Here is a 20338-nt window from a genome sequence, read left to right as displayed (position 1 = left end):
CGGTCGGCGTGTGTGGAGCGTTCCGGGCGATCCGGCCCGTCACAGCGGTCGATGCGGAAGACTGCGTGCGGGGCCCGCCGTCGTTCGACGGGCCGGTTCCGGTGTGTCCTGGGGGAGGTTCGTTCGGGTGGAAGCGGCCATGGCAGTGCGCACGACCACGGCGGTCGCGGGTTTGGTGGCGCGAATGTTCGCGGCGCCCAAAGGGGCGCGGACGGTCTCGCGCCCGGTGTCGATGGGGCGTCGCCTCCAACGCGCGGGCCGCCGCCTGGAAAACGACGACTTCGCTTCCTTGACCCGGGTGTTGGCCCGACGCCTGTCGGACACCGACCTCGAACTGTCCCACCTGGAGCCCGACATCGGCGAACAGGTCGTCGCCGCCGTCGAGACCGTCCTCGGCGCGGGCATCACCATGGACGAGGTCCAGGCCACTCACCTGGACCGTGACCGCCTGCGTCAATCCCTCGAGACGACGGCCGCCACCGCAGCGCTGCCCACCCTCGAGGCGCAACAGGTGTACGGGCGGCTCTTGGACGTGTGCTGCGCGCACGTCGTCGAGTTCTTCTCCGCCCAACCGGAGTTCCTCGCCCGCACCGCGATGGAGACCGCGACCAACACCGGCCGCATCCTGGACCGCCTCGGGCCGGCCCCCGACGTCCGCGACACGGAGTTCACCGCCCGCTACACCCGCGGGGTACGGCCCCTGCTGGACCGCGCCCAGCTGTACGGCGTCGGCGAACTCACCCCCGAGGAATCCGTCTACGCCCTCACCACCGCCTACGTCGACCTCCCCCTGCACACCACCCCCCACCCCACCGACGACGACACCACACCCACCGACCCGGCGCCCCGGCACGACATCGCCGACCGCGTGCCAGGTCCCCGACCGTCGCCCGACCCCGACGAACCGGCCCACAGCGAAGGCCGCGCAGCCGTGACGAGGGCCGAACGGTTCCTCCACGACGAACTCACGTACCTCGCCGCCCAACGCCGGGGAACCTCACTCGACGACGTGCTCGCCGAGTGCCGGCGCCTGGTCCTGGAGGGCCCGGCCGGGTCGGGGAAGACGACCCTGCTGCGCCGGGTGGCCGTGCGGTGCATCGACGGCAACGATGCCGCGGACGCTTGGCCAGCGGACATCGAGCCGGTTCCGTTCGTGTTGAAGCTGCGCTCGTTCGTCCGGGAGGGACATCTGAACCTGCCCGCCGTGGAGGAGTTCACTACCGCCACCGGGTCCACCCTCTCCGGTGAGCAGCCGTCCGGCTGGGTGTCCAGGCACCTGCGCGCCGGGTCGGCGACGGTCCTGATCGACGGCGTCGACGAACTGCCCGCGGGGCTGCGACCGCAGGCGTTGGAATGGGTGGAGCGACTGTGCCGCGACTACCCGGACGCCACCTACATCGTCACCTCCCGCCCGGGTGTGCTGACCCCGGGATGGCACGACCGCCTCGCCGGGGAGGGGTTCACCCGCGCGCAACTGCGGCCGATGACACCCGCGCAGGTCCGCGACTGCGTCCACCGATGGCACCGGGCACAAGCCGGCCGCGGCGCAGACCCGAAGGAACTCGACGAGTGCGCCGACTCCCTGATCGCCGTACTCGAATCCCGACGCGACCTGTCCAAACTGGCGACCAGCCCACTGCTGTGCGCACTCGTGTGCGCGCTGCACCGCAACTCCGACCGCGTCCTGCCCGAGGGCCGCACCGCGCTCTACCGCACCGCCCTGACGATGATGCTCGGCGGACGCGAACAGGCCCGCGGCGTCACCACCACGCGGGTACGCCTGCACCCAGAGCAGGCCGAACGCCTCCTCGGAGTGATCGCCCAGTGGATGACCTTCAACGGCCGCCGCTCCATCACCCGCAAAACCGCGGCATCGATCCTGGAACCCGAGACCCGCTGGCTCACCCCGCCCGCAAGCCAGGACCCCTACACCGCCGACGAGCTCCTCGAGCATCTCCTGCGCCGCAGCGGACTCCTGCAGGAACCGGAACTGGGCGTCCTGGAGTTTCGCCACGCCAGCTTCCAGGACTACCTCGCGGCCTGGGAGATGGTCCAGGGCCACCACATCGCCCACCTCCTCGCCCACGCCGACGACCCGCTCTACCACGACGTCGTCATCATGGCCGTGGGCCGCACACAAAACCTCCGTGAGACCCAAACCTCCCTCCTACGCGGCCTCACCGACCGCGCGGCACGCGACGACGACCGCGCCCTATGGCTCCTCGCCGGCGCCGCCATCGCCGACGCCGGCATGGTCGAACCCACCCTGCGCGCCCTGGTGATCGAGCACACCCGCACCTTCGTGCCGCCCGCCGACATCCACGAGGCCCGGGAGATTGCGGGACTGGGCGAGTTCGCCATCGACCTGCTCATCGACCACATCGACGCGGCCGGAGCCGAACTCGGACCGGGGGTCGTCCTGTCGATCATCAGGGGAACCCTCGATGCGGGGGGTGACAACGCGATTCCCCTGTTGCGACGCCTGCGCAACCACCCCTCAGTGCACGTGCGGTCCTGGGTCGCCCATGCGTTGGACCTGGTGTCGGATCGAGACCGCTACATCGAGGACGTGCTCCTGGCCATGGACCTGGACGGCGTCCACCTGAGCATCGGGGAGCCCTCGATTCTCGACCGCTGGCCCGCGCTGCTCCCGCACGTCACGGGAACCGTCGTCGAGGGCCTGACCCCCGACGATCTCCGGCACCTGCCCCGGATGCCCAGGTTGGACACGCTCCAGGTGCACTTCCGCGACGGCTCGGGGCCGGTTTCCCTGGCCCCTCTCGCGCGGTGCCCACTGCTCTCCGTCGTGGAACTGCGCTACTGGGAAGGGTCCGACCTGGGAGCGTTGCGAGACCTTCACCTGACCCGGCTGTGCCTGGTGGCCTGTCCGAACCTCGACGGCCTCACGGACGTCGCCGCGTTGGAACATCTGCGGGTCCTGATGCTGGAGAGCCTTCCGACCGTTGACCTCGGCCCCGTGGCGTCGCTCGAACACCTCCACCGCCTCGACCTCTCCTTCATGGACGAGCTCGACCTGTCCCCGCTACACGGGATGACGAACCTGGAAGACGTGTGGACCGCACACTGCTCGCTGGACCTCGAGGCACTGCCCGCCGCACTGCGGGACAAGATCCATACGAGCGCCTATCTCAAGCAGCTGAAAGGGTCGGATCCCGAATACGGTGACGAAGAGGCTTGGTGACCGGGCCCGCGCCGGGAACCTGGCCGGTGACGAGACCACCGCCTGAGGACGGGGCGCCCGGTCGCCCGCGACGCCGGTCGCCCGTGCCGGTCGTGGACGCGGATGTCGCGCATCGGTGGGCTCGGATTCGGTGGGGCGGCCCTGGGGGTGGGTAGGGCCCGGGTGTGCCCTTGTGTTCGGGGCGTCCGGTGACGACGTGGGGCTTCGGGCCCGAGGAGCGAGCGGCCCGTCAGGGGTCGGACGGGAGCGGAAACGGTGGCGGACGATTCCCCGCGTGGCGGGTTCCGCGGGAGCGGCTCGTTGGAGATCGACTTCGACCGGGCGCATCCGGCTCGCATGAACGACTACTACCTGGGTGGGAGCACGAACTTCGACGTCGATCGGGACGCGGCCGAGCGGGCGTTGGCGTCGGTCCCCACCCTGCGCACGGCCGCGCGGGAGAATCGGGCGTTCCTGCTGCGGGCGGTGGAGCACCTGGCGCGGTCGGGGGTGCGGCAGTTCGTCGACATCGGTACCGGGATCCCGATCGACGGCCGCAACACGCACGATGTCGCGCAGCGTGTGGATCCGTCGGCGCGTGTGGTGTACGTGGACGACGATCCGATCGTCCTCGCCCATGCCGGCGCGTTGCTGACCAGCGGCCCGCAGGGACGCACGGCCTACATCGACGCGAACGTCGGCGATCCGGTGGCGATACTGGCGCATTCCGGGTTCGTCGACACGGTGCGCCCGGACGAGCCGGTGGCCGTCCTGTTGGCGGCGTTCCCGCACTTCGTCGCGGACGGGCAGGACCCGGCCGCGCTCGTGGCCGCGTTCGCCGGGCGCCTGCCGTCCGGGAGCCGGTTGCTGATCAGCCACGTCACGGCCGATTTCGACCCGGCCGGGTGGGCGGGCGTGGTCGACGCCTACGCGCGGGCCGGCATCACGGTGCGCCCGCGGACGCGGGAGCAGGTGCGGGCGCTGTTGTCGGGTTGGGAGATCGAGGACCCGGGGGTGCGGGTGGTCTCCGAGTGGCTGCCCGACCCGGGACTCGCGTCGGTCGACGCCGCGGCGGTGTCGACCTACGGGGCGATCGCCCGCACACGCTGACCCCACGAGCCCGGGCCCGGGGGCCGCGTCATCGGGCGCGGCTCGCGGGCAGGCGGGCGAGGTCGGCGGGCAGGGCCTTGGTGGGGCGCGGAACGGTCCCGAAATCGTCGTCGTCGGCCTCGACGGCCAGGCCCCTCAACACGCCGTCCACGGCCGGCGGCAGGCGGGGGTCGTCGCCGCGCCGGCACGCGGCGATCAGGCCGTGACGGATGTGCGCCGCCAGCAGCGGGCGATCCTCGCAGTCGATCGGCGTCGCCGGCACCTCGGGGGAGGCGAGGTCCGCCAGGATCCGGCCCTGGCGGCGCCAGTGTTCCGCCTCGACCGCCCGGCCGTGGCTGCGGTGATACAGATCCAGGCAGTTCGCCGCGGTGCGGTTGCCCGCGCCCCCGGCGAACTGCCACCAGAACTGCGCCGCCTCCTGCCGGCCGGTCAGGTACAGCAGGCAGGCGAACACCAGCGCTCCGTCGGCGTCCACCCGCTGGGTGTCGGCCAGCCACGCCAACGCCTCCGCGGCACGGCCCGCGTTGAGCACCAGCGCGGACGCCAACCGCAGGTCGACGGCGGCGCGTTCGCGCCGTTCCAGCAGCGGCGACGCGCGCCCGGTGCCGGCGCGTTGACCCGGCAGGGCCGCCCCGACCAGGGCCCGCGCGATGCGGTCCCGCGCGGCGGCGGTGTCGTACGTGTCGTAGGTGTGCGTCAGGACCTCGGTGCCGAGGATGTCCTCGATGTCGCGCCGGCTGACGCGGTGACCGTCGCGGGCGTTCACAGGGTGTCCTCGGGGTCGGTCATGCCCAACTCCCGGGCGATGCGCCGCCGCGCCCAGCGCAGGTTGGAGCGCACGGTCCCCGGGCGCGAACCCAGCATGAGCGCGACCCGGTCCTCCGGGTAGCCCAGGACGTGCCGCAACACCAGCGCGTCGTACTGGCGATCGGGCAGCCGCGAGATCGCCGTGTACAGGCCCAGCGCGCTCTCCATGATCTCGAACTTCGCCCGCGCGGAACGCAACACGACCCGCACCGCGTCGAAGGCCGCGACCTCCACGAACGCGGTGCGCCGATGCTCCAGGCACGCGGCGATGTGCTCCCGCAAAAGCCCCCAGGCGAACGCCTGCACCGACTCGCAGGTCAGCGCCCGAGGCCAGGAACGGGCCAGGTCCTCGAACGCGCCGTCGACGACGACCTCGGCCGCCTGCTCCTCGCCCAGGTGCAGCCGGGCGTACCGCAGCCACACGCGGACGTTCGACTCGTGGAACGCGCGAAACGTCACCGACAGCCGCTCGCCGACCGGCGCCGACAACACCGGGAGGGGGCCCTCGCTCATGCCGCGTCCTCCCCGACGGTCACGATCACGGAGAGGGAAGGGGAGGAGGTGGGGGAGCCGCGGCCGATCCACGCGCCCGACGAGCCCGTGGACTCGTACGGGACGGCGGGGGACTCGCCGATGGGGACGGTGTGATGTGCGGTGGCCATGAGCGCGTGATCCTCGCCTTGTCCGAATTCCCGGGCCCCGGGCGGGCCCTTGCGTGTGAGACCAGAAAACCGCTTTCGGCCGCCATTCGTGCAATGCCACGGGGAACTGTTCTTATTTGTAGGAAACAGCTCCCGTTCCGGCAATCTCGATCAATCCCGATCCCACCCATCCGAAGGGCCGACGATTCACCCCTCAAGTCCCCTCGTGTCCGATTTCACCCCCGCGATAGGTCCGCCCAACTGCCTATACACCCTCCCCAACCACTTCGGCGCGGATAGTCGCAAAGAAAAAAGGAAATGCTCGCTTGCCTTCGAATTGCACGACTTGCACTTGCCGAGAGATATCGAATGCATTGCACATCCGGCCCCCGATTTCGGTTTGCTGTCCCTCTGGGACGAACACACTCCCGCCCCGTATCCGCACCGACACGGCCGACCCCGCCGGGAGCCGGCCGCCGTGTCCAGCAGAGAGGTCCTCCGAACATGGGGATCCCCCGCCACCACGCCCGTTCCCGGGCAACCGCAATACGCCGCCCGGACGCGGCACCCTCGGTACGGCCTCGGCACCCGGCCGGCCCACCGCCGACCCTGTCGCCGGACACGGCGCGCGACACGTGCGTGAAACCCCACACCGTCGAGGAGGGCGGGCCGTGACCCACCCCGACCCACCCGCCGCGGCCCTGCCCCACGACTTCACCGCCTTCCACGAGGCCAACGACCGCCTCTGGCGCGCCTACACCCACCTGTTGACCGGCGACGCCGACACCGCCAGCGAAACCGTCGACGCCGCATTCGTCGAAGTCGCCCTCACCTGGACCCGCCTCGAACACCCCACCGCCGCGGCGGCCTGGGCGATCCTGCGCCGCCACCTCGCGCAACGACTCCGCGAACGCGACCACGTGTCCGCCCTCGCCGAGATGCGCGCCTTCGACAGCGCGGCCTTCACCGAAGACGGCCCCGACCGGGACCACTTCCACACCCTGGAGAACCGCATCGCCCTGTGCGCGGCCATCACCCGCCTGCCCCCGGACGAACACGACGTCATCGTCCTCACCTGCGTGCTGCGTCGCACCGACGACGTCGCCGCGCGCGCCCTGGGGATGGGAGTCGACGTCGTGCGCACCCACGCGGAGAAGGCCCTCGCCCGCCTGGACCGCGATCTCTGCCCGGACGAGGCGGCACATCCCGTGCCGACTCGTACGAAGAACCGACGGGACCGGCGCGGACGCGTGACCCGCGCCCCCCGCGCGTAGTGCCGACGACCCGCCCGACACCGAGGCCCTCGCGGGGGCGGCCTCGCCCGAAGCAGCGCCACACCCACCACTCCCTCGGCCCCGACCGGTTTCGCGGCCCCAGCGACCACCGACCTGCGCCGGCCACCGCGGCGGCCGGCCGGAGCCTCGCCGACGCTGAAGCCGGCGAACCGCACCGTCACCGGCGCGGTTCGCCTGCCGATCGACCGAGCACTGTCCGCCCCCAGCCCGAGGACCGCCCGATGCGGCTGCCGCCCCCGGCGACCACGTCGCCGTCCTTCGAGACGGTGCAGTCCCAGGGCCGTGCTCTCCTGCGGTCCGGCACGGGTCCCCGTGCCGCCGCTCGTGTGCCGCCTACAGCAAACGGGTCCTGCGCATGACCCTCGATCGCCCGATGGCAACCGGTGGCACCGGCCACGGTCTCTACGTTCTGGAGCTGCGGGCCCGCGCCCCGCATCAAGATCGGCTGCTCGGGCGACGCCCGGACGCGCATTGAAGCACCTCGGACAACAACGCCGGTCTGTACGGCCTCGTCGACGCTCACGTCACCGACCCGGTGACGAACCGGCAGGACCCACGTCCCCGGCGGAAGCCGGGCTACGGACGGCTGTCGGGGCATCGGTCCGGGAAGTCGGCCGTCATGCCGGTCGCGGCCTTCCGGCCGCCGGGTGGGTGATCGCGGTGGCGCGAGCAGGGCGGTTGAGCATGGCCAACCGAAATTCACCGCACCCCCGTTCGGGCCGGGCGCGTGGCGACTCCTCCCTGGCCGTCATCCTGCGGTGCGGGCGGGGGAGATCGGAACGAAAACCGGCGCTGCCGGCAGTCGTCACGCCGCCGGTCAACCCAGCGAAGTCGGCGCCATCGCCCACGGCGGGACTGGACTGTGACCGTGCCGTCGGCACGCGCCGTGCCGCCCGGCCGACGCGCAACCACTGCCTGGAAGGGTGACAATCGATATACCCGCAACACCGGGCGATGCGTGGCCGACGGTCCATCGACGGATCTGTTTTGCCCACGTTAAGCGCATGCGTCCCTGCCGGATTCGGAAGGTGACGGCGATGGAGCAGGTTGAGATTTCTTCCGCCCTGCACTGTTCTTCAACAGCAGCCGTACGACGCGACTCAACAAGATGCACTGCCGAGCGGCGACCGAGGTGATCCTGTGACTGCGTGTCCAGCCTGCGGTGTCGAGATGCCGTCGGGTGCCCGGACCTGTGGGCACTGCGGGCGGCCGCAGCGCCCTGCGTTCGAGGACAATTCCAGCCACCGCGACGGTAGTTGGAGCCCGGACGCGAAGCCTCCGCCGCCCCCGGCCGGCGGTCACCCGGGCGACAGCGATCCGCAGCCACCCCGGCAGGAAACTTCACCGCACCGCGCGACCGAACCCTTGGCGCCCTCCGCCTCCCTGCGCGTGGTCGAAGGGCAGGTGCGCGGAGTGCAGTTGCGCACCGAGCAACAGGGCGAAAAAAACTCCCAGGAGATCTTGAGTTTCCGCGTGGAGCGGTACGACGAATCAGGCAACCGGGTGCAGCTCATTCCTGTGGAGATGCGCGGCTACGGCATGGAGGGCTCGATCAGCGACGGGGACTCGGTGCGGGGAACCGGCACCATGAAATCCGGGACCTTCCGCATGAACGAGGCGCAGAATCTTACGACCGGGGCACGTGTCCGCGCGAAGAAGACTGTCGGCATCGCGTGTGCTGTCCTCTTTGTCGCCTTCTGTATCGCCCTTCTCGCAGTCGCCATCTGGGTTATCAGTCACGCGCCCAGCTGAGCGATACCCGGCCGCTGCGGCCCGCCTGCCGACAAGATGGAGTGTGCGATGGCCGTCGAGAGTCTCACCGCGGAGGACGTGGACTACATCCAAAGGACGGGATTCCGGCCCCCGCCCCTGAGTTCCGGGACAGGGCTGACCGAGGCACCGTTGCCTTTGCGCATGTTGATGCAGGTCGACGGCATCGGACGGATCGACAAATCCCGGCGGCCCACGGGCGACGAACGGCTCAGCAGCCCCGTAACCCGCGACCTGCTGGTCGGGCTCTCCAACTACGGCGTGCCGCTCAGCTTTCTCGTCGGCGCGCAACCAGGGCGGGCCGGCCTCCGTATCGGAACGTGGCTGCCAGACTACGGGGCGCCGGAGTCGGTTGCGGAGAACGGGCACCTGATCAAGATCGGTCTGCAGACCTTGTACTCGACCGTTGAGATCACCGCCGACCACGCGGCCGGCACCGACGGCGCAACCAGCCGCGACTGGGACCTCGGCGGCCTGGCGCTGGGCGTCCCGATCTGCAAACCACCGGACGCGTTCGACGGCCTCCTGCCCTACGACCGGCTGCTCCGCTCCCTCGCGGGCCTGAACTGGGCGGCCCTCGTCCTCGCGCAGCCGGTGGGGGAAACCCTGGTACGTAACCTCAGACTGCAACTGATCAACGAGAGAAGGTCGGTGCAGACCGCGTCGAAGCTCGGCGGTGTCCCGAGCCCGCTTGCCGACACGTACGACGAGCTACTGGCCATGCGGCTCGACGACCTCACGGAGGCTCAGAACACGGGCGGTTGGCGTACCGCCGTGTACCTTTTGGGCGACGCCGACAGCTACGGACCGCTGGCCGGCATGTGGCGCGGAATCTTCTCGGCCGAGCAGTCGCTGTTGGAGCCCGTACGTGTATGGGACCGGGAGGATGTGCCGGGACTGGCAGCGCAGTGGGCGCTGCCCGACCCTGTCGAGGAGACGGCCCCCGGCTGCTACCGTCACCCGTTCCAGCACCAGACGCTGCTCACCTCGGCCCAGCTCGCCGCCTACGTGCACCTCCCGAACGCGGAGACGAACGGCTTCGCCGTCACCCACGTACCAGAGTTCGACACCGTAGCCCCGCCTACGGACCCCGAAAGTCTCGCTCTCGGCACGCTGGTCGAGCACCAGCGGGTCACCGCCACGTCCTACGGGGTGAGCCCCGACAAACTGACGCGCCACGCGTTCGTCACTGGGGTCACGGGATCGGGCAAGACCAACACCGTCTTCCATCTGCTGCGCCGGCTCGCCGAACTCAACGTCCCGTTCCTTGTCCTGGAGCCCGCCAAGACCGAATACCGGGTCTTGATGAGGGACGAGACCCTGGGCCCCCGGCTCCAGGTCTTCACCCCCGGCAACGAGACCGTCTCGCCTTTCAGACTCAATCCCTTCGAAGTCCCCCCGGGCATCCCTGTGGCCAGCCACCTGGACCTGCTGCGGTCCGTATTCAACGCAAGCTTCGGTATGTGGACCCCGCTCCCGCAGATCCTCGAGGTCGGTCTGCACGCCATATACGCCGACCGTGGCTGGAACGTGACCACCGATACCAACCGTCGACTGGACGCCGACGCCGACGCCGACCGCTCGGCAGCCTTCCCCACCCTCACCGACCTCGTCCGCAAAGTCGAAGAACTCGTCCCCCAGCTCGGCTACGAAGACAAGGTCACCAGCGACCTTCGGGCAGCACTACGCACCCGCCTGAACAGCCTCCGCACCGGCGGGAAGGGCCGCATGCTCGACGTCCGCTGCTCCCTTCCCATCGAGACCCTTCTCGGCCGGCCAACCGTCCTGGAGCTGGAAGGCATGGGTGACGACGACGACAAGGCCTTCATGATGGGCCTGCTGATGATCCGACTGGCCGAACACCGCCGCACCCAGGGCGACGCAGAGGGACTGCGGCACCTGCTCGTCATCGAAGAGGCTCACCGGCTGCTGGCGGCCACCGCCGGACCCCGCGGTGGCGGCGAACAGGTCGAAACCGATGTGCGGGGCAAGGCGGTCGAGGCCTTCACCAGCCTGCTCTCCGAGATCCGCGCCTACGGCCAGGGCGTTGTGGTCGTCGACCAGATCCCCACCAAACTCGCCCCCGACGTCGTGAAAAACACCAACCTCAAGATTGCCCACCGCATCGTGGCCGGCGACGACCGTGAGGTCCTGGGCGCCACCATGGTGATGACAGACCGCCAAACCACCTCTCTGGCCACTCTGCCGGTCGGACGGGCCGCAGTCTTCACCGACGGCGAAGACGCACCGTTGCTCATCCAGGTACCGCCGGCCAAAGGCGGATCCGGCACCTGGCCAACCCACGGCGAAGTGCGAGAACACATCGTCAAGAACAACCTGGCCGCCACCGCGGACCGTCTCCGGCTCTCCACAGAATGCGACCGGCAGTGCCTGACCAATCCTGAAGCCTGCGAGGAAGCTCGCACCCTCCTCGAGGTCCCGGCAGTGACTCGCTCCCTTGCCCGGCTCTTCCTGTCCGCCGTTCAAACCCGCGACGCCCTGCAGCGCACCTGGCCCGACGTCCTCGCCACCGTCGAACCCCGCCGACCCACCTGGATCGACCGCCAGGATCTGCTGGCCTGCCTCGTCCACCACGGCGCCCGACACCTCGCCGGTGTCCGTGGCGCCAATGCCGGCTGGACCTACACACAGAGCGCCGCCGTCGCCGACCTGATCGACCGCGCACTGACCGCCCATCTGGAGGGCCGCGAAAGCGCCGACGATGTGATCGAACTCCGTGCGCTGCTGCTGGCGCTCCAAGGGAACGGCTACGGCCCGTTCCAGGACTGTCCTCGCATCTGGCAGGACCGCGTAGGACCCTGTCTGTGCCGGTACCCGGTATCCGAGCTGGTGACAGCCGGCGAGTTCGCGGACGTGTGGACACAGGCCCGCCAGGCCGACCGCGCCTCCCTCGACAAACGCCGACCCGCCGTGTGGGACGTGTGCCAGGACGCCGCCTACCACCTCGTCGAGCTCTCAGCCGAAGGCCAAGACGAAAGTTTGGCAGCACAGCTGACAGATGTCGCCCACTGCACAGCCCTGTGCTTCGCTCAACAGATGTTCGCCGCCGAACATTGGGCCCATCCCGGCACCGCACGACGTGCGCTGACCGACCTACTCAGGGCAGCAAGACGGGACACAGCAGTTCCCGCAGGAGAGAACGATGAGTGACACGCCCTCTGAAGGCACCAGAGGAAATGATTCGCCGGCTGCCGGCTCAGCTGACAGAGGGGACAGCAGCGGCGCGGGCGTGGTGGGGACGCCGGGTGAAGGTGGTGTGAGCGGAGGCCAGTGGGCTTTGTCCGGCACCGAGGGTGCGGGGGCGGGGCCGGGCGAGGGCGCGGGCGTGGTGGGGACGCCGGGTGAAGGTGGTGTGAGCGGAGGCCAGTGGGCTTTGTCCGGCACCGAGGGTGCGGGGGCGGGGCCGGGCGAGGGCGCGGGCGTGGTGGGGACGCCGGGTGAAGGTGGTGTGAGCGGAGGCCAGTGGGCTTTGTCCGGCACCGAGGGTGCGGGGGCGGGGCCGGGCGAGGGCGCGGGCGTGGTGGGGACGCCGGGTGAAGGTGGTGTGAGCGGAGGCCAGTGGGCTTTGTCCGGCACCGAGGGTGCGGGGGCGGGGCCGGGCGAGGGCGCGGGCGTGGTGGGGACGCCGGGTGAAGGCAAAGGAACAGAGGCGTCGCGTGCACTAGATGCGCAGGGCCACCACCCCCAATTTTTCGTTTCCTTCTCGAGCTTTGGGCCCTATCCGGGAATTGGGATAAATACCCCTTCGGAGACTCCGCCTGCGACTCCGCCGCCTGCGACTCCGCCCACTACGCCGCCCACTACGCCGCCCACTACGCCGCCCACTACGCCACCCACTACGCCGCCTGCGACTCCGCCGCCTGCGACTCCGCCTGCGACTCCGCCTGCGACTCCGCCTGCGACTCCGCCGCCTGCGACTCCGCCTGCGACTCCGCCTGCGACTCCGCCCACTACTCCGCCCACTACGCCGCCTGCGACTCCGCCTGCTAAGCCTCCAGGGCAGGTAGACGTTTGGCCGCCGCCTGCCCACCCTGCGGTGATTGAAGGCGACCTGCACGGGCCGCTCATGGCAGATTTTCAGGCACGCAACCAGATAATCCTGGAGACGCTCAGTATCACAACAAGCTCCGTACTGGGCTCCATATTTTCCACCATGGCCAGGGCTAACGGCGAAATCGATCCGGAACGCATACATGCATGGGCGACGGCTGGCCAACTTGTCGGCGAATTCGCCAGCGTAATCGCCAGAGGTGGTGAAGTCCGAAAAAACAATGAATCGGCAGGTCGGCTTCTCGAACGGAAGAATATGTATGCTGAGCGGCCATTGCGGACTGCCCAAACAGTGGTACAGGAGAAGGTTGATGCTGTCGTTAAAGACTTCCGGAGCGACCCTCAGAGGATCGCGGACCATATTAGCCCCGGTGCGATCAACCGGCTAGGAGAGGCGGCCTACCGATTCCGCTCGGGATCAATCAATCAAGGTCAACTAATGAGCGCATTGGCAAAAGAGTATGGAAACGCCGTCGAACGGGCGACAATTGCGTCACTTCAGAAAGAAGGGGTCGTCTCCACAGGTAAGTCGCGTAACGCTAAAGGGCAATTCAAGGCGACGACGGACCTACGATTTACGCGGGGGGAATTCGAAGGGCAGGAAATCGAGATCACCACGGCCCAGGCTTGGGCTCGGCATACCATGCGCGACTATGGGCTTGAGGTGGGGTATGCCTTGTACGAGATCGATTATCCGAACCTGATGCGTTTCCTCACCGGCCCTCCTCGCTGACCCTCATAGCTGCCGCTCGACGCGGTCCACATGCGCCAACAGGGGCTCAGGGGCCGGACCACAGCTGAACTGCACGAGGAAGCCCTCGGCGTCGACGACTCACCAGTCCCACATGAATCCAGGCCGAGGGTGCCGCAGGATCGTCGGCATGCCGTCACCGTATCCAGAGCATCACAGGACTGTGACGATGATCCACAGGAAACGGCCCGGGCGGTCACCTATGGGCGCGTGCGGCGTGCGTGCTCCTCCCAGAACCGCGGCCCGGGTCGGGTCGCGAACGGCAGGCCCAGCCCGGCCGGCCACCGCTCGGCGAACAGCCGCCGCACCAGGTGCTGCACACCGGGTCCTCGGCGTGGTCCGCCGCCGGGCCACCCGGCCGGCCCAGACCACACAGCCACGCACCCGCCCTGCACCCGACCGCCGCGACTCGCTCCAGGGCCGCGCGCTCCTTCGACGATGCGCGCGCGTGGGTGGTGTCGGAAGTGTAGGGCGGCGAGGTGTGGTTGCTCATGCCCGGTGAACGAGCGAGCACCCGGACCGGAGGTCGGCGCCCTGCTCCGGGGTCGTGCGCCCGGACGCCGTCCTGATCCGGTGCGAAGGCCTCGCACGGTCGACCCTCGCGGTGGAGGCGAGGGGTGTCGGCGATCGGCTTCGTGTGTTCGCGATGTTCGTGACCCTGGAACTTCCTCGGGCCAGGCGTAGCATCGGCGTCTGCCGGGGGCGATGCCCCGGTCGATCGCGGATCGTGTGCACGCAAGACCCCGAGCCACCCGACGCCCAGCGCGTGATCACAGGGCGGCTGCGGCTGTCAATGCGCCCTCGCTGGTCGGTTCCCGGCCGCGTCGCGGTTTCACGCTGTGCGCCCTGCCCGCCCGACTGTCACGGCTGGCCGAGGGCTTCCTGCGGACGGGCCAGCCACAGCATCGGCGGCGCGTCGACGCATACACGGAAACCACACCCCGGTTCCCGGTCTCGACAGGTACGTCGAGGCGCCGGCTCGAACAAACGTGGGCCGACCCCACGCGGAACCTCCAGGAACACTCGCCCCGGGGTACCGGCGTGCGTGCCAGGCCCGGCCCGGGTCCACGCGATTTCGCCCCGCAGCGAGGCAGGCGGCGTGAAACCGGTGCGTCGCGCCTGACCGTTACGGACACGTGTCGGCGTACACCTGTATGCGCTCAGGGAGGTACAGCCGAACATGCCCGTCATGCTCGCTGTTCGGGCTGGATGGTGATGGGGCGCCCAGGCGTAAACGAGAGGTGGGATGGGCGGGGAGTGGGGCACACTTCGCCGGGTGATCGTGATGCAGCCCGTGCTGGAGATGGATGTGCCCGACGACGACTTCGCCTTCTGGCCCGTCGCCGAGACGAAGCCCTTCGGCTACCTCCCTCTCACCGGTGAACTCTCTCCCGCCGAGGTCGGGACGGCGATGATGCGCATCGTCGGCTACAACGACATCGGCCCCGACCCCGGGGATGGCTTCCCACCTCCGCCGGCCGACCCACTCGGATCCTTCCTGCACGGGATGCTGACCTCCGAGGAACTCATCGTGGCGGGTGGCCTCCGCGTCGTGGACAGCTCCACGGGAGTCACGTTGCTGCCCGGCTGCTGCTGTGGGCTGGAGGGCTGGCGCGAGTGGCACGAGGTCGTCGACGGCGGCGACCGGCCCTGGCTCGGCCACGATCCGCAGCCGACCGCCGAGCGGTTCGGCGACACCGTCCGGCTGACCGTCAGGTCCGGGAAGAGCGACAGCCCGGTGATCGAGCTGTCCGCCTCCGAACTCGGGCGACTGCTGGTGGGTGTCGAGCGGGACTTGGCCGACTTCGTCGCGCTGGCGGCCGACTGGGCATCCCGGCACCTGCCCGGCCGCTCCGCCCCTTTGGCGGCCGCCCTTGCCCGCCTGCTCGATCTGCCGTTGCCGGCCGTGCCGCAGAGACGGTAGGACGAAAGGCCGGTTCCGTCGACCAGGCAGTGGGCAGACGGGCACCGGCATCGTCCTCACGTGAGCACGTTCACGTGTACTTGGTTGGGTACTTTGACGAGTACGCCGACCGCACGCGCCGATGAACAACCGTCCGCTGAAACGGCGTTGAGCCGGCGGCGGCATCGCGTCGACTGTGCGCGACCCGGGCGTCGGGTCGGAACCCGAGGCCCCTTCGGAGTCGCCCCCAGTCCGACCACCACAGCGGTCCCACCCGCGCGGTCTCCGCGCGCTCCGTCCTGTGCGATCGCCGCACGTCTTTCTCCGTCCGGCGAGCACGGCCGTGCCGGGTCGTCGGAGCCACCCGTCCCCAGGGGCAACGTCATGCACCGACCATCGACCGTTCCCTACCGATCCCTGATGTTCGTGATCACCCTCGTCTTCGCCGCCGGAGGTTGGTGGTTCCTGCCGCTCGACGCACCGGGCCGCGAGACCCCCGCGGCCCGGGGAGAGGTCCGCCCGGCTCCCGTGCCGATCGGGCCCCACCCGCCGCCACACGCCCGGCGCTGAAGAGGGCGGACGCCGAGACCGTGGTCCGCGCATACCTCAAGGCCCGCTCCCAGTGGTCCGACCCCGCGGACAGCACCGACCTCGTGTCCTGGGAGGAGGGCGGCCCCGCGCTCGTGACCCGCCTGCTCGCCGACCGCGTCCGCCAGTACGGCCCCAGACGTAAGGCCATCGCAGCCTCCACCTACACCTTCCCCGCGGTGGACAGGATCGACGTGCTGCTCCCGCCGCGGGGGCGGTGGACTCGTCCTGGTTCCTGGCCACACTCGTGGAAGTGCCCCGAGGCGCCGAGGACACCACCGTTCGGCGCGCCGACTACCTGTGGTTCCACCAGGGCACGGACGGCCGTTGGCGCACCACCTGGTGGCTGAGCCGATCGGGTGGAAGTGGAGGACGGCCAAGGACGTGGGGCCGCCCAGGCTCGGCCCCGCCGGGTCGTGGACCCCACCGACCGACCCCTCCTCGCTCACCGCGGACCCGGCGACGGTCTGCGACCGGATCGCCGCGACGCAGGACGTCGACCGGCCGGACCGGGAGGTCGAGGGTCCGTGGGGACCACAGGTGCGCGCCAAGCGCGAGGCGCTCGCCGCGCTGTGGGCCCATGCCGACTACGGGCAGTACCTCGTCGGTGGCTCGCACACCGAGACCACCGCGGTGTGGCCGGGCCCGGTGGGACCGGCGTGGGAACTCGCCGACGGCCGGGCGCTGGTGCCGTGCCAGATCGTCCAGACCCGCCACGTCCGACCGGCCCCGGGCAAGACCGTGCCGCTGCTCGACTCCGGGTTCGAGCAGACCGTCGGCGACGGTGGCACCGCCACCCGGTGGTCGCGGTGGGAAGCGACCCACCTGAACCGCGTCCTGGTGGTCATCCCCCGCAAGGGCACCGGACCGGTCGACTACCTCATCGACGAGACATGGCCCCTGTGGGCGGACGGCGACCGAACCGGTTAGGCACCGGGGATCCCCCAAACCGCAGGCGATCAATCACGATTGCGAACGGTCGGCCGCCGCCCAGTCTCGCCTTCCGATCCCCACCGCGGGCCGTGAACGCCGAATCCTGAACCGCGGGCATCGCGCGAACGGGCACAGGAAAAGGGGCCACGGCAATGTCTCGAATCGTTTAAGGGGGTGCTTTCGGCCATGATCCGGCGTACCGTTCCTGGTCCGGCACCCCCCGTCGGAAGCGGGCCCGCGCACCCAACCCCCCCCGGGAGCGCGGGCCCTCGGCGTGAATAGACGCCGGGACGCCCCGGAGAATCAGCGCACGGCGCGGTGCTCGAAGGTGCCGCGCCGAGCTTCCATCCTTGGCGGCCGTGCCCGCCCATGTGGACGGCAAAGCTGTTGGTCCTGGGCGTCGAAGAACTGTTCGTCGGCGTCGTCTTGGCCGTACCGCGGGAACGGCCGCCCGAGGTCGGCGTCGCATCCGACGTCCCACCGACATGGCGCGGGGCCGACCGCGCTGAACCGCGTATTCGCCGAAGAGAGGGCGCACCGCGACGTGTTGCCTTCGGGTGGGGTCAGGTGTGGGTGGGTTGGCGTCGTGATGCGGTGAGGGTGCCGATGAGGAGTGTGGTGCCAAGGCCCAGGAGGACATACGCCGGTGTCTTGCCTCGGTTGGAGGCGTTGGTGCAGTCGCGCTTGTAGTTGGTGACGGTGAGGATCCTGTCGTCCATGAGGGCGCGGGTGAATGCCTGGCGGTAGGCGCGTTGCGCGGCGCTTTGCTCGGGTAACCAGGCGGATCCGCAGTCGATGCCGTGGGCGGTTTGGCCGCGGAGGCCGAACGAGAGGGAGCCGAAGAGACAGGCGAGTGCGATGCCGAGGCCGATGGCGCGGGGCAGGGTGAGCCAGGGCGGGCGTGGGGCGGCGGTGGGCGGTGCGGGGTGGGGCTGGTGCACGTCGCGCTCCCTTGGGTCGAGTGGTGACCCAATTACACCCGTGGGCGCGCCTGGAACTTGTATGGGGGCGTGTGATCGGCCCGTCACAGAGAGAACGCTGTAGTGACGCCGGCGACAGGTTCTGGCGCGGCTGCCGACCGGCAGTGAGAAGGCGCGCGTTCCGTGACGGGCGCCGGCGGTTGCGGTCGTGCCGGAAGCCGCCCGTCTCGGCGGCATCCGTCGCGAGAGGATCGTGTCGGCGCAGAGCCCAAAGAGCGTTTTATCCTGCGGGTTCCGTCTGCTCCCATGGCGGGCCATGCGAGGTAATGGCGATTCCCGGGTTCGGGCCGGTTGGGTCGGGCCGGTCGGCACCGGTGGTCCTGGTGTCGGGTCTGCGTGGTGAAGTGTGGCCTTGTGACAACTCCGACGGCAGGGAGCGCTTCTTCCGATGACCGCACAGCCCGCACGCCCCGAGCACAGAGGTCCCGAGACCGTCTCGGTCATGGATGTCTCGCCGTTCAAGCCTTCTCTCGTCAAAGCGGTGTTCAGGGACGTGACGCCGATGCACGTCTCCCGGTCGGCCGCGTGGGCCGCCGCGTCGGTGACGCGGACAGTACTGAGGGAGATCATCGACGGCGCGAGGAGGGCAGCGGCCGAGGAAGCTCGGAAGAAGCTGGTTCCCGGGGACCTTGTCTCGGCGATCGACCGGAACATCGAGCTCGAGGTGGGGGGCATGTGGTACTACCACAGCCCGACGTTTCGAGGCCTGACCGGTGTCCTGTATGACGCCGAGGGTGTCATCGTGCCTTCTCCCAAGCGCAGCAGGTCGCGCAAACCGAGTGCTGTGGTCGGCGCCCACAGGTTCGAGGCCGGGGTGAAGAAGCTGCTGCGGAGCCAAGGGGCGACGGCCGTCCCCGCGATGGTCCGCGACCTGGACGGAATCGCGAGCGTGTTCCTGACGGACCTCGCCCGGGACGCGGCCATGGTTGTCCGGGAGGGCGGGGTCAAACGCTTCGGCTCGGTCACCCTGGCGATAGCGCGTGAACCGGCCTCACCCCCGTTCCTCAAGGACTCCCCCCCGGCCTACTCCACCCGCAGCGGGGACGGGCGGACCATCGGCAGGGATGACATCCTTGCCGCCACCAGGATTCAGCTGTTCGGCGACCTCAGGCGGCGAGCCCTCACCGAGGCACGCGAGGCGACACAGCACACATCGGCCGGCTGAGTGGGTGCGACCGACATCGCCGCCCGTTCCCGCCGTCCCGCCTCCCGCCCGTCGTTCACGGCAGGGCCCGCCTTGAAGAGCGCGCCGGCCTGCCTGGGGTGTTCTGGCTCGTGTCGGGTTTGCCTGGTGGCGGTTCGCGGATCGTGTTTGGTTCGAGGATCAGGTGCCGCGCCAGTCGAGGGTGGATTCGCGGGTGAGTCGTCGGCTCATGAGGTCGATCATGGCGAGCTGGATCATGGCTTCCGAGCGATGTGTGTGCGTCTCGTAGTCGCGCGCGAGTCGTCGATGGTGCATGAGCCGGCCGAGCGTGCGCTCGACGATCCGGCGCCAGGCGATGACCTTGAACCCGCGTGTCTGGTCGTCGGGATCGCGTCGGACGACGTGGACGTCGATGCCGAGTGCGGCGCCGTGTTCGACGGCCCGGGTGCGGTAGCCGGTGTCGGTGAACGCCTTGGCGACGCGGGGGTGGCGGTCTGCGACCTGGGAGAGCAGGCGGATGCCGCCGGTGTTGTCCGAGACGCCGGCCGAGGTGACCCACGCCGTCAGCAGCAGGCCAGGGTGTCGACGGCGATGTGGCGTTTGCGTCCGACGATCCGCTTGCCCGCGTCGACGCGCTATTCGCGGCCCGGTGACTGCGTTTTCGTGTTCTCGGGAGCTGTGGTACCGAAGGCCCGACAATGAGCTGTCCATCCGCAGGTGACGCCCGAACCACGTGCGTCCGGCCTTGCCTCGCCGTGCCCACGGCCGGCAACCCGGGCTGCCATCCGACGACACGAATGTATGGGGACCGATGATTGCCAGAACGCTGCGCCGACTCACGGGAACCGTGGCGGGTCGCCGGGACTGGGTGGTGTCCGCCTGGCGGCACCCAGCCGACGAAACGGTCGTTCTGCGCCGGGAGCACACCAAACGCGCCGCGCGGCGGTGGCTGACGGGATACCTCCTCGATCTCGACGACCCCGCTGTGACAGGGGCCGTTATCCACGCCGACACGGCCCGACCGGGTCGAGACCTGACCCCGTTGTATCCGGGGTCCTGAGGCTCGTTCCCGCGCACTCCTCGGGCATCCGCGAGGGCGGACGGACTCGATGCGTGCCGCCGGCACCGCGATTGTTTGACGCTCCGACTCGCGCGACGACCGCT

14 protein-coding genes and 1 pseudogene are annotated in these 20338 nt (G+C 69.8%); 10 read left to right on the top strand and 5 right to left on the bottom strand.

The window, feature by feature from the left end; translation table 11 throughout:
• Positions 1 to 139 precede the first annotated feature (139 nt).
• Entirely contained in the window at positions 140 to 3202 is a 3063-nt protein-coding gene (locus OG928_RS47865) for an NACHT domain-containing protein (protein ID WP_331738402.1), read from the top strand.
• Positions 3203 to 3457: 255 nt separating this feature from the next.
• Entirely contained in the window at positions 3458 to 4291 is an 834-nt protein-coding gene (locus OG928_RS47860; protein ID WP_406292223.1) for an SAM-dependent methyltransferase, read from the top strand.
• Between the two features lie 28 nt (positions 4292 to 4319).
• Here the strand turns inward: OG928_RS47860 and OG928_RS47855 are convergent, their stop codons facing one another.
• The 3 genes from OG928_RS47855 to OG928_RS47845 are packed head-to-tail and all read right to left on the bottom strand — an operon-like array spanning position 4320 to position 5760.
• Complete coding sequence (locus OG928_RS47855; RefSeq protein WP_331738397.1) at positions 4320 to 5057, bottom strand: hypothetical protein; 738 nt, start codon at positions 5055 to 5057, stop codon at positions 4320 to 4322.
• Positions 5054 to 5611: a sigma-70 family RNA polymerase sigma factor gene (locus tag OG928_RS47850; RefSeq protein WP_331738394.1), complete on the bottom strand. Its 558-nt coding sequence runs from the start codon at positions 5609 to 5611 to the stop codon at positions 5054 to 5056. The genes OG928_RS47855 and OG928_RS47850 overlap by 4 nt, the downstream gene beginning before the upstream one ends.
• A complete protein-coding gene (locus OG928_RS47845) occupies positions 5608 to 5760 on the bottom strand; it encodes a hypothetical protein (protein WP_331738391.1) in 153 nt (50 codons plus the stop codon). Before OG928_RS47845 ends, OG928_RS47850 begins: the two co-directional genes overlap by 4 nt.
• Positions 5761 to 6410: 650 nt before the next feature.
• On the opposite strand from OG928_RS47845, the gene OG928_RS47840 reads away from it, so the two are divergent.
• The 7 genes from OG928_RS47840 to OG928_RS47810 all read left to right on the top strand — a co-directional run bounded on the left by OG928_RS47840 (position 6411) and on the right by OG928_RS47810 (position 17047).
• Entirely contained in the window at positions 6411 to 7013 is a 603-nt protein-coding gene (locus OG928_RS47840) for a sigma-70 family RNA polymerase sigma factor (protein WP_331738388.1), read from the top strand.
• A gap of 1434 nt (positions 7014 to 8447) precedes the next feature.
• A complete protein-coding gene (locus OG928_RS47835) occupies positions 8448 to 8786 on the top strand; it encodes a hypothetical protein (RefSeq protein ID WP_406292220.1) in 339 nt (112 codons plus the stop codon).
• A gap of 48 nt (positions 8787 to 8834) precedes the next feature.
• Positions 8835 to 11975 carry a helicase HerA domain-containing protein gene (locus OG928_RS47830; protein WP_331738382.1) on the top strand — a complete coding sequence of 1047 codons (3141 nt, stop codon included), beginning with the start codon at positions 8835 to 8837 and terminating at the stop codon, positions 11973 to 11975.
• 916 nt (positions 11976 to 12891) lie between these two features.
• Positions 12892 to 13608, top strand: a complete 717-nt coding sequence (locus OG928_RS47825; RefSeq protein ID WP_331738379.1) for a hypothetical protein — start codon at positions 12892 to 12894, stop codon at positions 13606 to 13608.
• 1303 nt (positions 13609 to 14911) lie between these two features.
• Positions 14912 to 15550: a hypothetical protein gene (locus OG928_RS47820; RefSeq protein WP_331738376.1), complete on the top strand. Its 639-nt coding sequence runs from the start codon at positions 14912 to 14914 to the stop codon at positions 15548 to 15550.
• A 399-nt stretch (positions 15551 to 15949) separates the two neighbouring features.
• A complete protein-coding gene (locus OG928_RS47815) occupies positions 15950 to 16099 on the top strand; it encodes a hypothetical protein (RefSeq protein ID WP_406292217.1) in 150 nt (49 codons plus the stop codon).
• A gap of 360 nt (positions 16100 to 16459) precedes the next feature.
• Positions 16460 to 17047: a hypothetical protein gene (locus OG928_RS47810; protein ID WP_331738373.1), complete on the top strand. Its 588-nt coding sequence runs from the start codon at positions 16460 to 16462 to the stop codon at positions 17045 to 17047.
• Positions 17048 to 17613: 566 nt separating this feature from the next.
• On the opposite strand, the gene OG928_RS47805 is transcribed toward OG928_RS47810, so the two are convergent.
• A complete protein-coding gene (locus OG928_RS47805; protein WP_331738370.1) occupies positions 17614 to 17991 on the bottom strand; it encodes a hypothetical protein in 378 nt (125 codons plus the stop codon).
• 427 nt (positions 17992 to 18418) lie between these two features.
• On the opposite strand from OG928_RS47805, the gene OG928_RS47800 reads away from it, so the two are divergent.
• Positions 18419 to 19195 (top strand): hypothetical protein, encoded by a 777-nt coding sequence (locus OG928_RS47800; RefSeq protein ID WP_331738367.1) that lies wholly within the window; start codon positions 18419 to 18421, stop codon positions 19193 to 19195.
• Between the two features lie 159 nt (positions 19196 to 19354).
• Here the strand turns inward: OG928_RS47800 and OG928_RS47795 are convergent.
• Positions 19355 to 19803, bottom strand: a pseudogene (locus OG928_RS47795) (transposase); the annotation flags it as partial.
• Positions 19804 to 20338: the final 535 nt, after the last annotated feature.

The organism is Embleya sp. NBC_00896 (assembly GCF_045207785.1).
Classification (GTDB): domain Bacteria; phylum Actinomycetota; class Actinomycetes; order Streptomycetales; family Streptomycetaceae; genus Embleya.
This window is presented reverse-complemented; position numbering and strand designations above follow the sequence as displayed.

What these genes read in the sequence shown, in the direction of transcription:
- OG928_RS47865 (WP_331738402.1), top strand. Translation starts at nt 140, where the DNA reads ATGGCAGTGCGCACGACCACGGCGGTCGCGGGTTTGGTGGCGCGAATG.
- OG928_RS47850 (WP_331738394.1), bottom strand. Translation starts at nt 5,611, where the DNA reads ATGAGCGAGGGCCCCCTCCCGGTGTTGTCGGCGCCGGTCGGCGAGCGG.
- OG928_RS47845 (WP_331738391.1), bottom strand. Translation starts at nt 5,760, where the DNA reads ATGGCCACCGCACATCACACCGTCCCCATCGGCGAGTCCCCCGCCGTC.
- OG928_RS47830 (WP_331738382.1), top strand. Translation starts at nt 8,835, where the DNA reads ATGGCCGTCGAGAGTCTCACCGCGGAGGACGTGGACTACATCCAAAGG.
- OG928_RS47825 (WP_331738379.1), top strand. Translation starts at nt 12,892, where the DNA reads ATGGCAGATTTTCAGGCACGCAACCAGATAATCCTGGAGACGCTCAGT.
- OG928_RS47820 (WP_331738376.1), top strand. Translation starts at nt 14,912, where the DNA reads ATGCAGCCCGTGCTGGAGATGGATGTGCCCGACGACGACTTCGCCTTC.
- OG928_RS47815 (WP_406292217.1), top strand. Translation starts at nt 15,950, where the DNA reads ATGTTCGTGATCACCCTCGTCTTCGCCGCCGGAGGTTGGTGGTTCCTG.
- OG928_RS47800 (WP_331738367.1), top strand. Translation starts at nt 18,419, where the DNA reads ATGACCGCACAGCCCGCACGCCCCGAGCACAGAGGTCCCGAGACCGTC.